Source organism: Aquabacterium sp., assembly GCF_049317225.1.
Classification (GTDB): Bacteria; Pseudomonadota; Gammaproteobacteria; order Burkholderiales; family Burkholderiaceae_C; genus Aquabacterium.
The window spans coordinates 1-15349 of the sequence record NZ_JBMOIR010000007.1 but is presented as its reverse complement, the minus strand read 5'-3'; the positions used below and the strand labels follow the sequence as shown (position 1 = coordinate 15349).

Sequence of the window (15349 nt, the reverse complement as noted above, 5' to 3'; positions counted from 1 at the left end):
TTAGGTAAGACGAAAGGGTTGTACTGTGACTCGCACAAACTGGAAGCAAAACTGGTTGATCTTGGCGCTCGCCGGGGTGCTGTCTTTGTCCCTGGGTGTCTCGGCTCAGGCTGCGACCAAGAAGGTTGCCTCAGCCAAGACGAAGGCCGTTGCAGCGACAAAGTCCAAGGCTGTTGCATCGAGCAAGGGCAAGAAAAATGCCGCCGAAAAGCGGGACGTGGCCAGCAAGTCGGACAAGACCAAGAAGGTTGCGTCTGCGAGCAAGCGCAAAGCCGAAAAGGTGGCAGATCGTCGTGCCCGCGGTAGCAAGGCCGAGTCTCGTCAGGCTCGCGCAGAGCAGCGCGCACCTCGCGTCGCAGCCGTCGCGCCAGTGAAGCCTGTGGTCCTGCGTCAGTCGACGACCCACATGCCGGTGGCCGGCATGGCCAACGTGGCTGCGGCATCCAGCGCATCGGGCGCTTCGTTCGGTCAGCTGTACGGCTTACACCACACGCCGGATCCCCTCGATCTGAAGTCCAGCGTTGCCTTGGTCCTGGATCAGGATACCAACGAGGTGGTGTTCGACAAGAACTCCAACGCTGTGCTGCCCATCGCATCGCTGACCAAGTTGATGACGGCCACGGTGGTGGTTGACGCGCATCAGCCTTTGGATGAAGAAATTTCCATCACGGCCGACGATGTCGACACCGAGAAGAACAGCAGTTCGCGCTTGGCGGTTGGCACCACCTTGACCCGTGGTGAGGCTCTGCATTTGGCTTTGATGTCCTCAGAGAACCGCGCGGCACACGCCTTGGGCCGGACCTACCCGGGTGGTCTGGGGGCGTTTGTCAATGCGATGAATACGAAGGCTCGTGCCTTGGGCATGCATGACACCCGTTATGTCGACCCCACTGGCCTCAGCAGCCGTAACCAGTCGAGCGCTCGTGATCTGGCGTCGCTGGTTCGATCGGCGTATCAGCAACCTTTGATCCGCGAGTTGTCGACATCGCCTGAGTATGCAGTTCGCCTTGGCGCGCGGCAGGTTCAGTTCCGTAACACCAACAGCTTGGTGCGTAATCCTTCGTGGGACATCGGTTTGCAGAAAACGGGCTACATCGTTGAGGCAGGCCGCTGCTTGGTGATGCAGGCCCGGATGGCTGGCCGCAAGTTCATCATGGTGTTTCTGGACTCTACCGGCAAGTACTCTCGCCAGGCTGACGCCGAGCGTGTCCGTCGCTGGATTGAAAATGGTGGGCAGACTCGTCGCACCGTGAGCGCCTCAGCGCAGGTCAACAACGCTTCTTGATGCGTTGTGCAAAGCGCCGACAAGTAGTGGTGCTGGCATCCATCCCAAACGAAAACGGCGCCTCCCAATTTGGGGCGCGGTTTTCTTTTTGGATGGGTGTGTGCTCAACTGTGCTGCCAGCCTAAAGAGTTTGACACCCTCTGCGCACAGCCGCGCAGAGCATCCAGCCACTCAGGCTGAAGGGGTTGGTTGGCACTGGTCAGGCTCAGGCTTGCACAAATGTGCCCCATGTCATCGAGCACGGGCACGGCCGCACTGTAGCCACCAGCATCGCGGGCATCTCGGTCTTGTGCCAAACCGCTTTGGCGAATTTGCTGAAGCTCCAGTTGCAACAGATCCGGGCGCGTGCCGATCGGGACCAAGGCTTGCAAGCTGCTGGCCGAGTCGTTCAGCAGCAAAACCTTGCCCGCTGCGCTTGAAATGAGCGGCAGTCTCAGGCCCATCACGCGGGTGACCTGTACCCCAGCGCGTTCACTCACGGTTCGCTCGACGCACAAAGCCTCGTCATCTTGTCTGACAAACAAGGCAATGGGCTGCCCAGTCAGTCGATGGAGGTCTTGCATGGGTCTGACAGCCAGTTCGCGCACATCCAGCCGAGCCTTGACGAGGTTGCCAAGCTCCAGCAAGCGCATGCCCAGTCGGTAGCTGCCCGGGCCGCAACGCTCCACCATGCCTCCCACGGCCAAATCGTTCAAGATCCGGTGCGCGGTGGATGGGTGAAGGCTGGTCCTCTCGCTGATGACCTTAAGCGAGACAGCATCGCCTTCCTGCGCCAGTGTGTCCAGCAGCGAAAACATTCGGCTGAGCACTTGGATGGACGTCGAGTTGTGTGGGGTGTCGCTCATCTGGGGGGCATCCTCTTGGGAACCAGGTTTCGAAACATGGGATCTACCCTCAATCGGCGAAATAATCCTGGGCTTGAGCTGTTTTACGAACCTTCTTGGTGCGAATGTTCGGGTTCTCATGACATTCATGTACTTTTCCCGCTTCTTCGGCGCCATGCGAGGCGTGCTTGTGCTGTGGTGTCTCTGCTTGCTTGGCGCCGGGCAGAGCTTGGCTGTGCCTGACTCGCCGGCTGCAGCCGCCAGCGGTGCCACGCCTGCGTCTCAAGCTCAGCCCGCTCGACGGTGGATGACGGTGCCCCGTGTGTATGGGCAGCTTCAGTCCAAGGACCTGGGGGTGGTCATCAACGATGACGATCCTTATTCCGTGCAGGTGGGGGCCTACTACCTCAAGGCTCGTCATATTCCTGAAGGCCAGGTCTTGCACGTGCGCTTGCCGGTCAAAGGCACCTTGACGTCAGCGGAATTTGAGGAGCTGCGCAAGAAAATCGACTCGCACTTCGGGGAGCGGGTTCAGGCGCTCGCTTTGATCTGGCGCTTGCCTTACGCCGTCGAGTGCAATGCCATCACGGGGGCGCTTGCAATGGGTTTTGATCCCAAGGTCTGCAGCAACACCTGCGCACCGACACGTCCATCTTCTTATTTCGGCTCGGCGTCATCTCGCCCCTATTCAGAGCATCACATGCGTTTGAGTATGCTGCTGGCCTCCAAAGACATTCCGGCAGCCAAAGCCTTGATTGACCGAGGTGTCAGCGCTGATGGCACTTTGGGACTTCGGGGCGGTTTGCCGGTGGCAGCCCACTTTGTCACCACCAGCGATGAAGTGAGAAGTCGTCGCAGAAGCTTGTTTCCGCCTGCGGGACTCCAGCCTAAATTGGGGGTCGACGTTGTACTGGATCAGGCTGACGCCTTGCGCGATGCCGACCGTGTACTCATCTATCTGACAGGGCGAACCATGGTCGACCATCTGGAGACCGTGCATTTCCTGCCCGGTGCGCTGGCGGATCATCTGACGTCGTTTGGCGGTGTGCTCGACAAACCTCACGGGCAAATGACGGCACTGTCGTGGATCGATGCTGGTGCAACGGCCAGCTATGGCACTGCCAGTGAGCCGTGTGCCCATTTGCAGAAGTTTCCCCACCCTCAGGCCTTGCTGCTGTTTTATTTGCAGGGCGCCACGGCCATTGAGGCCTACTGGAAAAGCGTTCTGTGGCCGCAGCAAGGACTGTTTGTCGGTGAGCCTCTGGCTGCGCCATTCGCCCGACGGGTGACAGGGCCTACTTCAACAGTCCCCAGCGGACCTTCTGACTGATCCAGCTCTTCATGAGTGGGGTGAGGACGATGCGCTGATGCAACACCAGATCGCCACCATTGGCGACTGCCGCCATTTGCGCCAATTGAATGTGGGCCAACACCATCAGGGGTCTCAACGCGCGCTGCTCGGAGCGTGGCAGTGCTCGAATGGCTGACAGCCCCTGATCGAGGCTTGCATGGGCCTGTGCGTGCAAATGCCCCAGCAGGGCGGACCAGCCCGCGGGCACTTGTTGGGCGTCCGGTCGGGTAAGTTGGTGAGCCTTGACGTCGTGGGTCTGCAAGACATCAATGGCCACATTGACCCAACCTGCGCGTGCATCCTGTCCCAATCGACCCAGTTGATGGGCTTGACGCAAGCCGACGCCCAACAGATTGGCTGCCGAGCGGGCAGCGTCGCTCGTGGCGCCCAGCAGGACCGCAGCACTTTCTGCCGCAGCACCGGTGGTTTGTCGTGCATGTCGCTGCAGGCTGCCATCGTCCAGCCAGCGTGTTTGATGGACCAACTGAATCAGACCCTCGATCTGTTGTGACCACAGAGGCCACTCCGGCCATGTCGGGGAGTTTGGCAGCAGGGCGAAGGCCTTGATGCGCTGCAACAGCGGGTGTTGCGCTTGCCCTTGCTCGACACGCTTGAGTTCACTCAGCCACCAAGTCAGCTTTTGCTCGGCAACACCGGGGTCTCGCACCTCATAAGGAATGAGGGCGGTCTCGTGCCACCACGTCAGCCAGGTTTCGAGGGGGGCGCGCTGTTGTGCTGGCACCACCTTCAGTGCGTGATAAAGACTGCTGCCGGGGCGAGGGAAGGTGTGTGCGAGCCGCTCCGGCCGAGCGTCCTGGGGGGGCGCGTCGGTTGCGGGAGAGGGGGCTGAGGGCGGTTGTGAACGGTCGGTCATGGCTCAAAGTCTGCTGCGGGCCCTATTGTCCATGTGTCGGGAAGCAGGCAAAGGAAGACCTTAAATTTCTTACTGACCCGCGAGTCAGTTACTATGGCGGCCTGTGATGTCGGGAAGAGGCATGCCGAGGGCGTGAGCCAGGCAGCTTTCCGGCCCCATTTTTCTATGACGACAAGAATGAACACCATGCGCTGGACCAAGGCCTCTGCCTGTGTTGTGATGCCCCTTTGCCTGAGTTTGCTGGTTGCTTGTAGCAAGCCGCAGCCAACTGAGGCGCCGGTGCGCGCTGTGCGCACCATGGTTCTGACCGACGCGGGGGGCGTGCTGGAGCGTGAGTTCGCGGCAGACATCCGTGCGCGACATGAGTCCCGACTGGGGTTCCGCGTGGGGGGCAAGGTGGTGCAGCGTGCGGTGGTTCTGGGGCAAGCCGTCAAGGCAGGGCAGGTACTGGCGCAGCTTGATCCGCAGGATTTGCGTCTTGTTCAGGATGCGGCCCGTGCAGGTGTGGCAGCTGCAGAGGCCAATGCGGCACTCTCGGCCTCCAATCTGAAGCGTTTCACCGAATTGCGCGCACAAGGCTTCATCAGCTCGGCAGAGCTTGAGCGTCACGAAACCGCCAACCGTGCGGCACAAGCCAGCTTGCAGCAGGCACGCGCCCAGGCCGGTGTCCAGACCAATCAGGCCAATTATTCGGCATTGGTGGCAGACGCAGCGGGTGTCATCACCTCTGTGGATCTGGAGCCTGGCCAAGTTGTCGCTGCCGGCCAGCCGGTGCTCACCTTGGCTCATGATGGTGCCCGTGATGCGGTGTTTTCCGTGCCGGAAGACATGGGGGCAGCGGTGCGCGCGCTGATTGGCAAGCCCGGTGCCTTGAAAGTTCGCCGTTGGGGCAGCGCCGATTGGGCGCCGGTGACCCTGCGGGAAATGGCGGCCGCAGCGGATCCGGTCACACGCACCTACCTGGCGAAGGCGGATGTGGGCAGCGATCATTTCGGCCTGGGTCAGACGGCGACGGTCATGCTCAACACCACGGTGCGAGCCAACGGTGGCTTGCGTGTTCCCCTCAACGCACTGGTCGAGAAGGGCGGACATTCAGCGGTGTGGGTGCTTGATGGGCAATCCATGACCGTGAAGACCGTGCCCGTGGTGACTGCAGACATCAGCGGCAATGTGATTCTGGTGAGCAAAGGCCTGAATCCTGGTCAGGAAGTGGTGACCGCCGGCGTGCATGTGTTGACCGAGGGTCAAAAGGTGCGCCGCTACCAACCAGATGCTGTCACGCCCGCTTCGGTGCCAGCTTCTGCGGCATCCAAATAACCAGCGCACGGAGAAACACCGGTGAGTAACGGTACGAACACGTCCTGGTCTGGCAAGCAGCGCTTCAACATCTCGTTGTGGGCGTTGGAACACCCGGCGCTGACCCGCTATCTGATGATCGTTCTGATGGTTTTGGGGGTTGCGGCTTACTTTACTTTGGGTCAGGACGAAGATCCTCCCTTTGCGTTTCGCGCCATGGTGGTGCGAACCTACTGGCCCGGCGCCACCGCTCAGCAAGTGGCTGAGCAGGTGACGGACAAGATCGAGCGCACGCTCCAGGAAGTGCCGTACGCCGACAAAATCCGCTCTTACACCAAGCCGGGTGAATCCTTGACCATCATGATGGTCAAGGACAGTTCGCCCCCCAAGGAGATTCCCAATCTTTGGTATCAGGTGCGAAAGAAGGTCGGCGACATGCGCTACACCTTGCCGCAAGGCGTGATGGGGCCGTTCTTCAATGACGAATTCGGGGATGTGTACGGGTCGATTTATGCGATCTCGGCAGACGGCTTCTCGCATGAAGAGTTGCGTCAATTTGCCGAGCGTGTGCGCTCCGACATGCTGCGTATTCCCAACGTCGCGAAGGTCGAGTTGTGGGGCGTGCAGCCGGAAAAGGTTTTCATCGAGATTCCTCAGCGCCGCCTGGCTGAGCTGGGCATCGACATGAACCAGGTGATTGCGCAGCTGAATGCTCAAAACGCCGTCGAAGGCGGTGGGGTCTATGCTGGCGAGCAGGCCAATGTGCAGATGCGCGTCAATGGCGCATTCCAGTCGGTCGATCAACTGCGTGTGTTGCCGATCCGCGTGATGAATCCGGTTACTGGCCAAGCTCGCAGCGTCAAGCTGGGTGACATCGCAACGGTTACGCGTGCCTACCAGGATCCGCCAGCGACCAAGGTTCGCCATCAAGGCAAAGAAGTGATCGCGCTGGGTGTTTCCATGGCCAAGGGCGGGGACATCATTGCGCTGGGCAAGAGTTTGTCCGAAGCGACTGAACACATTCGCCACGATCTGCCCGCCGGTATCGAACTGGATCAGATTCAAAACCAGCCCGCCACAGTGTCGAGTTCGGTGGGCGAGTTTGTCAAAGTGCTGATTGAGGCTGTGGTGGTGGTGCTGGGTGTGAGCTTCCTCAGTCTGGGCCTGCATACCAAGCCCTGGCGCCTGGACGTGTGGCCTGGGTTGATCGTGGCCATCACCATTCCTTTGGTGCTCGCCTTGACCTTCCTGGTGATGAAGTTCTGGGGCGTGGGGCTGCACAAGATCTCGCTTGGGGCGCTCATCATCGCGCTGGGCCTGCTCGTGGATGACGCCATCATCGCCGTGGAAATGATGGTCCACAAGCTGGAAGAAGGCTATGACAAGGTGCACGCCGCGACGGCGGCTTACAACCTGACGGCCATGCCCATGCTGACCGGCACGTTGATCACCGCCGCTGGTTTTCTCCCCATCGGGATGGCCAATTCAGCGACAGGTGAATACACCTTTGCCATTTTTGCGGTGACTGCTGCGGCCTTGGTCATCTCCTGGCTGGTGTCGGTGTACTTTGTGCCTTACTTGGGGCAGCAACTGCTGCGAACCAAGCCCAAGATCGCGCATGGCAGCGACGAAGATCTGTACGACACCCCGTTCTACAGCCGTTTCAAAAAGCTGGTGAACTGGTGTGTGGAACACCGCTGGATCACCATTGGCTTGACGATCGGGGCATTGGTTCTGGGTGTCATGGGGATGGGGAAGGTGCAGCAGCAGTTTTTCCCGGACTCCAACCGTCCGGAAATTCTGGTGGATCTGTGGCTGCCGGAAGGCAGCAGCTTCCAGGCTACCGAAGACATGGCTCGGCGATTTGAGGCACGTCTCCTGAAGGAGCCGGGCGTCAAGTCGGTCAGCACCTGGGTGGGCTCAGGTCTGCCGCGCTTCTATCTGCCGCTGGATCAAATCTTCCCGCAAACCAACGTCAGCCAGGCGGTCGTGTTGCCGGAAAGTTTTGCGGCTCGTGAGGCGTTGCGTCATCGCTTGGTGACGGTGATGGCTGAGGAGTTTCCGGAGTTGCGTGCCCGGGTAAAGCTGTTGCCGAACGGGCCACCAGTGGCCTATCCGGTTCAGTTCCGCCTGGAGGGGCCTGACGTTGTGACCTTGCGCCGCTTTGCAGACGAGGCCAAGGCCATCATGCGGGCTCACAAAGACATGCATGGCATCAACGACAACTGGAACGAGTCGGTCAAATCCCTGCGTCTGGAAGTGGATCAGGACAAGGCCCGTGCCTTGGGTGTGACCACGCAGTCGATTTCCCAGGCTTTGCGCACGCAGACCTCCGGCACGATCGTGGGCCAATATCGCGAGAGCGATCGCCTGATCGACATCGAGTTGCGTGCGCCGCAATCCGAGCGTGTGACCCTGGAGTCGCTGGACAGCGCCTATGTGCCTTCTGCCACCGGTCGCATGATTCCCTTGTTGCAGGTGGCCAAGCCTCAGCTGGTTTGGGAGCCCGGCGTGCTGTGGCGTGAAGGCCGCTTGTTTGCCGTCACCGTGCAAGGGGACGTGCGCGATGGCGTGCAAGGCCCGACAGTGACCACTGCCTTGTGGCCCAAGATGCAGGAACTGCAGCAACGCATGCCGGCAGGCTATCGCGTAGCGGTCGCGGGGACGACCGAAGAGAGCAGCAAGGGGCAGGGCTCGATCATGGCCAACCTTCCCACCATGCTGTTCATCATCTTCACGCTGCTGATGCTGCAGTTGCAGAGCTTCTCGCGCGCGCTGTTGGTCTTCCTGACCGGGCCCATGGGGATCGCGGGCGTGGCGATGGCCTTGCTGGCTTTGGATCGCCCCTTCGGCTTCGTGGCACTGCTCGGCGTGATCGCCTTGATGGGCATGATCATGCGCAACTCGGTGATCCTGATCGACCAGATCGAGCAGGATCGTGCGCTGGGCGTGGCCGCTTGGGATGCCATCGTGGATGCTGCGGTGCGTCGTTTCCGCCCCATCGTCCTGACGGCAGCTGCGGCAGTCCTCGCCATGATTCCGCTGAGCCGCAGCACCTTCTGGGGCCCGATGGCTGTGGCCATCATGGGTGGCCTGATCGTGGCGACGGCGCTGACCCTGCTGGCATTGCCGGCCATGTACGCGGCTTGGTTCCGAGTGCGACGAGAGGGTTCGACACCCGCTTGAGTGCTCAAAACTTGGTCTGAGCCGCGCTAGAATCTACGGTTTGGACCAAATTGCTATGTTCGGTGGTCGGCTCGTCCGGCTCGCCGGGCAAACTTTCTAAGTCAGCGCGCGGGTGGCGAAATTGGTAGACGCACCAGGTTTAGGTCCTGACGCCAGCAATGGTGTGGGGGTTCGAGTCCCCCCCCGCGCACCAGACGATTTTTCTTAAATACTCATTCTGCGAGTTCAAAACATGGCTATCACCGTGGAGACCCTCGACAAGCTGGAGCGCCGCATCACGCTGTCGCTGGCAGCCGACGCCCTCAAAAACGAAGTCGACGCTCGCCTCAAGAAGCTGCAGCGCACCACCAAGGCCGACGGCTTCCGCCCTGGCAAGGTGCCGATGAATGTTGTGGCCCAGCGCTACGGCTATTCCGTGCAGTACGAAGTCGTGAACGACCAACTGGGCGTTGCCTTCGCCAAGGCTGCTCACGAAGCCGGTTTGCGCGTGGCTGGTCAGCCCACCATCTCCGAGAAGGAGGGTGATGCAGCTGAAGGTCAACTGCAGTTCGACGCCACCTTCGAGGTCTATCCTGAAGTGGCCATCGGCGATCTGGCTTCGGCCGAAGTCGAGCGCGCGACTGCTGAAGTCAACGACGCTGCCATCGACCGTACCGTTGAGATCCTGCGCAAGCAACGTCGCACGTTCGCTCAGCGTCCGGCCTCCGAAGGCGCTGCTGACGGCGACCGCGTGACCATCGACTTCGAAGGCAAGATCGACGGCGTGCCTTTCGACGGCGGCAAGGCTGAAGGCTTCCAGTTCCTGGTGGGCGAAGGCCAAATGCTCGAAGCGTTCGAGAAGGCTGTCCGCGGCATGAAGGCTGGTGAGTCCAAGACTTTCCCTCTGGCCTTCCCCGAGGACTACCACGGCAAGGATGTCGCTGGCAAGGAAGCGGATTTCCTGGTCACCGTCAAGAAGGTTGAAGCCCAGAACCTGCCCGAACTCAACGAAGAGTTCATCAAGAGCCTGGGCCTGGCCGATGGCTCCATCGATACCCTGCGTTCCGACATCAAGCGCAACCTCGAGCGCGAAGTCAAGTTCCGCATCGCTGCCCGCAACAAGGCTGCCGCCATGGAAGCCCTGCTGAAGCTGGTCGACTTCGACCTGCCTAAGGCCCTGGTTGATGCTGAAACCGAGCGTCTGCTGGAAGGTGCTCGCGCTGACTTGAAGGCTCGTGGCATTCCTGACGCGGACAAGGCTCCGATTCCTGCCGAAATGTTCAAGCCTCAAGCTGAGCGTCGCGTGCGCTTGGGCCTGACTGTGGCTGAACTGGTGAAGGCCAATGACCTGGCTGCCAAGCCTGAGCAACTGCAAGCTCACATCAACGAACTGGCACAAAGCTACGAGCAACCCGCTCAAGTCGTTGCTTGGTACATGAGCGACCGTCAGCGCATGGCGGAAGTGGAAGCTGTTGTCATCGAAGGCAACGTGGCTGACTTCATCCTGTCGAAGGCCAAGGTCACCGACAAGCCGATGAGCTTCGAAGAACTGATGGGCCAACAAGGCTAATTGGGTCTCGCACCAGGGCGTAGCCAACAGGTTGCGCCTGACAAGGCACCTGCATCCCCTTCAGGGGCAGGTGCCTTTTGTTTTGTGCGAATCTTTTGTATGCATGCATACAACGGAATGACGTGGGCCGGCGCAGGGCGGCTTTTCCCGCCTTAGAGTCGGCCTTTTCGCACGTCATAATCGTCCGAAACTCAATAAACGGGTCTTGCCCCTCAGGCAGGGCTGCACCGAAGGAAGCTTATGAGCGCACTGGATATTCAGAACCTGGGCATGGTCCCCATGGTGATCGAGCAATCGGGTCGTGGCGAGCGCGCCTACGACATCTACAGCCGTCTGTTGCGTGAGCGTGTGATCTTCCTGGTGGGGCCGGTGAACGATCAAACGGCCAACTTGGTCGTCGCACAGTTGCTGTTCCTGGAAAGCGAAAATCCTGACAAGGACATCTCGCTGTACATCAATTCGCCCGGTGGCAGTGTGAGCGCTGGCATGTCGATTTTCGACACCATGCAGTTCATCAAACCCGATGTGTCGACACTGTGCATGGGCATGGCGGCTTCGATGGGGGCCTTCCTGCTGGCGGCAGGCGCCAAGGGCAAGCGCTTTGCGCTGCCGAACAGCAAGATCATGATCCACCAACCTTTGGGCGGTGCGCAAGGTCAAGCCACGGACATCGAAATTCACGCACGTGAGATTCTCAAGACGCGTGAGCAACTCAACAAGATTCTGGCGGAGCGTTCCGGCCAGCCTCTGGACAAGATCCAGAATGACACTGAACGCGATTACTACATGTCGGCAGCCGAAGCTGCCACTTACGGACTCATCGACAAGGTGATCGAGAAGCGTCAGTAAGTTGCTCGCCCTCACCACATCAAATGGTGTCCGGTAAAAGTAGTGCCACAGCGCACCAATTTGGTGGATTAGACGTGGGGGCTCTTGACTTATGATGCCCTTGATTTTCTTGCCGACTCTCTGACAGGCCTGCTCTATGCCCGATAAAAAAGGCTCCTCTAGCGAAAAAATCCTTTACTGCTCTTTCTGCGGAAAGAGTCAGCATGAGGTGAAAAAGCTCATCGCCGGCCCGTCCGTCTTCATTTGCGATGAATGCATTGACTTGTGCAATGACATCATCCGTGACGAGGTGGCGGCCGAAGCCGAGGCCTCCCGCCCCGCACGCAGTGACCTGCCGACGCCCTCCGAAATCAAGTCCAGCCTGGACCAGTATGTGATCGGGCAGGACATTGCCAAGCGTACTCTGTCGGTGGCGGTGTACAACCACTACAAGCGCCTCAAGCACATGGGGCAGGGCGATGGCAAGAAGCCCGACGTCGAGTTGGCCAAGAGCAATATTTTGCTGATCGGCCCTACCGGCTCGGGTAAGACCTTGCTGGCTCAGACCCTGGCTCGCCTGCTGAACGTACCGTTTGTGATCGCCGATGCGACCACACTGACCGAAGCCGGCTATGTGGGTGAAGACGTCGAAAACATCATCCAGAAGTTGCTCCAGAACTGCAACTACGAGGTGGAGAAGGCGCAGCGCGGCATTGTGTACATCGACGAAATCGACAAGATTTCTCGCAAGTCTGACAACCCCTCCATCACCCGCGACGTGTCGGGTGAGGGTGTGCAGCAGGCCCTGCTCAAGCTGATCGAGGGCACGATGGCGTCGGTGCCACCCCAAGGTGGTCGCAAGCATCCGAACCAGGATTTCTTGCAGATCGACACGACGAACATCTTGTTCATCTGCGGTGGCGCGTTCGATGGTCTGGAAAAGATCATTCAGGCCCGCTCCGTGAAGTCCGGCATCGGTTTTGCAGCAGAAGTCCAGAGCAAGGAAGAGCGCAAGGTGTCCGAGGTATTCCGCGAAGTGGAACCCGAAGACCTGATCAAGTTCGGCATCATCCCCGAACTGATCGGTCGGATGCCGGTCGTGGCCACCCTGGGCGAGTTGACCGAAGATGCGTTGATCCAGATCCTGACCGAGCCGAAAAATGCGCTCGTCAAGCAGTACCAGCAACTGCTGGATATGGATGGTGTGGAACTCGAAATCCGCCCGGCCGCCTTGCATGCCATCGCCCGCAAGGCGCTCGCCCGCAAGACCGGGGCTCGTGGATTGCGCTCTATTCTGGAACAGTCATTGCTGGATACGATGTTCGAACTGCCCGCACAGGAGGGCGTGCAGAAGGTGGTCATTGATGAGTCCACCATTGAAGAGAACGCCAAGCCGTTGTTGGTGTATCGGGAACAGGCCAAGGCCAGTGCCTGAGCGCGCGTGAAGCGCTCGAGGGGGCATCGCTGAAAACCTGTCTTTTGGTTTTCGCGGTGCCCTTGTGTTTTGTCGATGAGGCCCCAAGTGGGCGTCAGAGAAAGTGAGCCCTATATGTCTGGACATCCGATTCTTCCATCTGACCCCATTAAGCTGCCGCTGCTGCCGCTGCGCGATGTGGTGGTCTTCCCGCACATGGTGATCCCGCTGTTCGTGGGGCGCCCCAAGTCCATCAAGGCCCTGGAAGCTGCGATGGAAGCGGGTCGACAGATCATGCTGGTGGCTCAAAAGGCTGCAGGCAAGGACGAGCCCAAAGCCGAGGACATGTTCGATATCGGTTGCGTGTCCAGCATCCTGCAATTGCTGAAACTGCCCGACGGGACCGTCAAGGTGCTCGTGGAAGGCGTTCAGCGTGCCAACACACTGTCGATCGATGACACCGGCGAGTATTTCACCGCCGAGGTGTCGCCCATCCAGCCCGAAGGCGATGTGACCCCAGAGGTTGAGGCCCTGCGCCGTGCGGTTACGCAGCAGTTTGACCAGTACGTCAAGCTCAACAAGAAAATTCCGCCTGAAATCCTGACGTCGATTTCGGGCATTGATGATCCCGGTCGTCTGGCTGACACCATTGCGGCACACCTGCCTCTGAAGCTGGAAGCCAAGCAGTCGGTGCTGGATCTGTTCTCGGTGTCGCAGCGTCTCGAAAAGTTGCTGGAGCAACTGGAGCACGAAGTCGACATCCTGCAAGTGGAAAAGCGCATCCGTGGTCGCGTGAAGCGCCAGATGGAGAAGTCGCAGCGCGAGTACTACCTGAACGAACAGGTCAAGGCCATTCAGAAGGAGTTGGGCGAAGGCGAAGAGGGTGCAGACCTCGAAGAGCTGACCAAAAAGGTCGAAGCCGCGCGCATGCCCAAGGAAGCACGCAAGAAGGCTGAAGCCGAACTGAAGAAGCTCAAGCTGATGTCGCCGATGTCAGCAGAGGCTACCGTGGTGCGCAACTACATCGACACCTTGGTGAGCCTGCCATGGAGCAAGAAGTCCAAGGTGAAGCACGATCTGGCACATGCCGAATCGGTGCTGAACGAAGAGCACTATGGCCTCGACAAGGTCAAGGAGCGCATCCTTGAGTACCTCGCAGTCCAGCAGCGCGTGGACAAGGTGAAGGCGCCCATCCTGTGCCTGGTGGGGCCACCCGGCGTCGGCAAGACCTCGCTGGGGCAGTCGATTGCCCGCGCCACGGGGCGAAAGTTCGTTCGCATGGCCTTGGGTGGTGTGCGTGACGAGGCTGAAATCCGTGGTCACCGTCGCACCTACATCGGCTCGATGCCTGGCAAGGTGTTGCAGAGCCTGAGCAAGGTGGGTGTGCGTAACCCTTTGTTCTTGCTGGACGAAATCGACAAGCTCGGCATGGACTTCCGTGGTGACCCTTCGTCGGCACTGCTGGAGGTGCTCGACCCTGAGCAGAACCACACCTTTGGTGATCACTACATCGAAGTGGATTTCGACCTGTCGGACGTGATGTTCGTCGCCACATCGAACTCGCTGAACATCCCGCCCGCGCTGCTGGACCGGATGGAGGTGATTCGTCTGGCTGGGTACACCGAGGACGAGAAGGTGCACATCGTTCAGACGTATTTGCTGCCCAAGCAGATCAAGAACAACGGCGTGAAGGATGGCGAGTTGGAAGTGGCGGAAAGCGCCATCCGCGGCATCATCCGCTACTACACCCGCGAGGCAGGGGTGCGTTCGCTGGAACGCGAGGTTTCCAAGATCTGTCGCAAGACGGTCAAGGGCTTTGCGCTCAAGCAGTACACCGACAAGGTGGTTGTGACAGACGAGAACCTGAATGATTTCCTGGGTGTGCGCAAGTACAGCTATGGCGAAGCCACGAAGGAGAACCAGGTGGGTCAGGTCGTGGGCTTGGCATGGACCGAAGTGGGTGGCGATCTGCTGACCATCGAAGCCGCGATCATGCCCGGCAAGGGCAACATCATCCGTACCGGGCAACTGGGCGACGTGATGAAGGAATCGGTGGAAGCCGCTCGCTCGGTGGTGCGCAGCCGTGCACGCCGTCTGGGCATCAAGGACGAGTTGTTCGAGAAGCGCGACATCCACATCCACGTGCCGGATGGCGCCACACCCAAAGACGGTCCGTCTGCGGGGGCGGCCATGACGACGGCCTTTGTGTCGGCCTTGACAGGCATTCCGGTGCGTGCGGACGTGGCCATGACGGGTGAAATCACCCTGCGTGGCGAGGTCACGGCGATCGGTGGCCTGAAGGAGAAGCTGCTGGCCGCGCACCGTGGTGGTATCAAGACCGTGCTGATCCCTGAAGAAAACGTCAAGGATCTGGCTGAGATCCCTGAAAACGTGAAGGGGTCGATTGAGATCGTGCCCGTCAAATGGATCGATAAGGTGCTGGAAGTCGCCTTGGAGCGTCAGCCTGAGGCCCTGCCAGAGGAAGAGGCCAAGGTGGAGGCTCAGCCCGAGGCGGCAGCAGTGTCGGCATCGAACAACGAGACGCTGAAACACTGAAAAAAGTTCGAGCGCATTGACGAAGCTGGCAAAAATGCGCTATAGTTCAATTCTTCGCTGATCACTGCTTCCGGTGGTGATCGACGCAGCAAAGCAGGCAGCAATGCCAGAGCATCTGCGTAAAGCGAATCAATGCGGGATTAGCTCAGTTGGTAGAGCGATACCTTGCCAAGGTATAGGTCGAGA

10 protein-coding genes and 1 tRNA gene are annotated in these 15349 nt (G+C 59.6%); 9 read left to right on the top strand and 2 right to left on the bottom strand.

Annotated elements, in window-relative coordinates; translation table 11 throughout:
* Nucleotides 1-25: 25 nt before the first annotated feature.
* On the top strand, nt 26-1285 hold the full coding sequence (gene pbpG, locus ACOYNB_RS06810) for a D-alanyl-D-alanine endopeptidase (RefSeq protein ID WP_422838364.1): 1260 nt from the start codon (nt 26-28) through the stop codon (nt 1283-1285).
* A 104-nt stretch (nt 1286-1389) separates the two neighbouring features.
* On the opposite strand, the gene ACOYNB_RS06805 is transcribed toward pbpG, so the two are convergent.
* On the bottom strand, nt 1390-2130 hold the full coding sequence (locus ACOYNB_RS06805; protein ID WP_422838363.1) for an IclR family transcriptional regulator: 741 nt from the start codon (nt 2128-2130) through the stop codon (nt 1390-1392).
* Between the two features lie 127 nt (nt 2131-2257).
* Here ACOYNB_RS06805 and ACOYNB_RS06800 point away from each other — a divergent pair, with 127 nt between their 5' ends.
* On the top strand, nt 2258-3439 hold the full coding sequence (locus ACOYNB_RS06800) for a TIGR03790 family protein (RefSeq protein ID WP_422838362.1): 1182 nt from the start codon (nt 2258-2260) through the stop codon (nt 3437-3439).
* Here ACOYNB_RS06800 and ACOYNB_RS06795 read toward each other — a convergent pair.
* Nucleotides 3405-4334, bottom strand: a complete 930-nt coding sequence (locus ACOYNB_RS06795; RefSeq protein WP_422838361.1) for a squalene/phytoene synthase family protein — start codon at nt 4332-4334, stop codon at nt 3405-3407. The two genes, ACOYNB_RS06800 and ACOYNB_RS06795, sit on opposite strands and share 35 nt — an antisense overlap.
* A 186-nt stretch (nt 4335-4520) precedes the next feature.
* Here ACOYNB_RS06795 and ACOYNB_RS06790 point away from each other — a divergent pair, with 186 nt between their 5' ends.
* The 7 genes from ACOYNB_RS06790 to lon all read left to right on the top strand — a co-directional run bounded on the left by ACOYNB_RS06790 (nt 4521) and on the right by lon (nt 15163).
* Nucleotides 4521-5651 carry an efflux RND transporter periplasmic adaptor subunit gene (locus tag ACOYNB_RS06790; RefSeq protein ID WP_422838360.1) on the top strand — a complete coding sequence of 377 codons (1131 nt, stop codon included), beginning with the start codon at nt 4521-4523 and terminating at the stop codon, nt 5649-5651.
* Between the two features lie 21 nt (nt 5652-5672).
* Nucleotides 5673-8816, top strand: a complete 3144-nt coding sequence (locus ACOYNB_RS06785) for an efflux RND transporter permease subunit (protein WP_422838359.1) — start codon at nt 5673-5675, stop codon at nt 8814-8816.
* Between the two features lie 106 nt (nt 8817-8922).
* Nucleotides 8923-9009: transfer RNA gene (locus ACOYNB_RS06780), tRNA-Leu, on the top strand.
* A 39-nt stretch (nt 9010-9048) separates the two neighbouring features.
* Nucleotides 9049-10365 carry a trigger factor gene (gene tig, locus ACOYNB_RS06775; protein WP_422838358.1) on the top strand — a complete coding sequence of 439 codons (1317 nt, stop codon included), beginning with the start codon at nt 9049-9051 and terminating at the stop codon, nt 10363-10365.
* 240 nt (nt 10366-10605) lie between these two features.
* Nucleotides 10606-11214, top strand: coding sequence for an ATP-dependent Clp endopeptidase proteolytic subunit ClpP (clpP, locus tag ACOYNB_RS06770; protein ID WP_422838357.1), 609 nt, complete (start codon nt 10606-10608; stop codon nt 11212-11214).
* Nucleotides 11215-11350: 136 nt separating this feature from the next.
* Nucleotides 11351-12628, top strand: coding sequence for an ATP-dependent Clp protease ATP-binding subunit ClpX (gene clpX / locus ACOYNB_RS06765; protein ID WP_422838356.1), 1278 nt, complete (start codon nt 11351-11353; stop codon nt 12626-12628).
* Between the two features lie 114 nt (nt 12629-12742).
* On the top strand, nt 12743-15163 hold the full coding sequence (gene lon / locus ACOYNB_RS06760; protein ID WP_422838355.1) for an endopeptidase La: 2421 nt from the start codon (nt 12743-12745) through the stop codon (nt 15161-15163).
* The last annotated feature ends 186 nt before the right edge of the window (nt 15164-15349 follow it).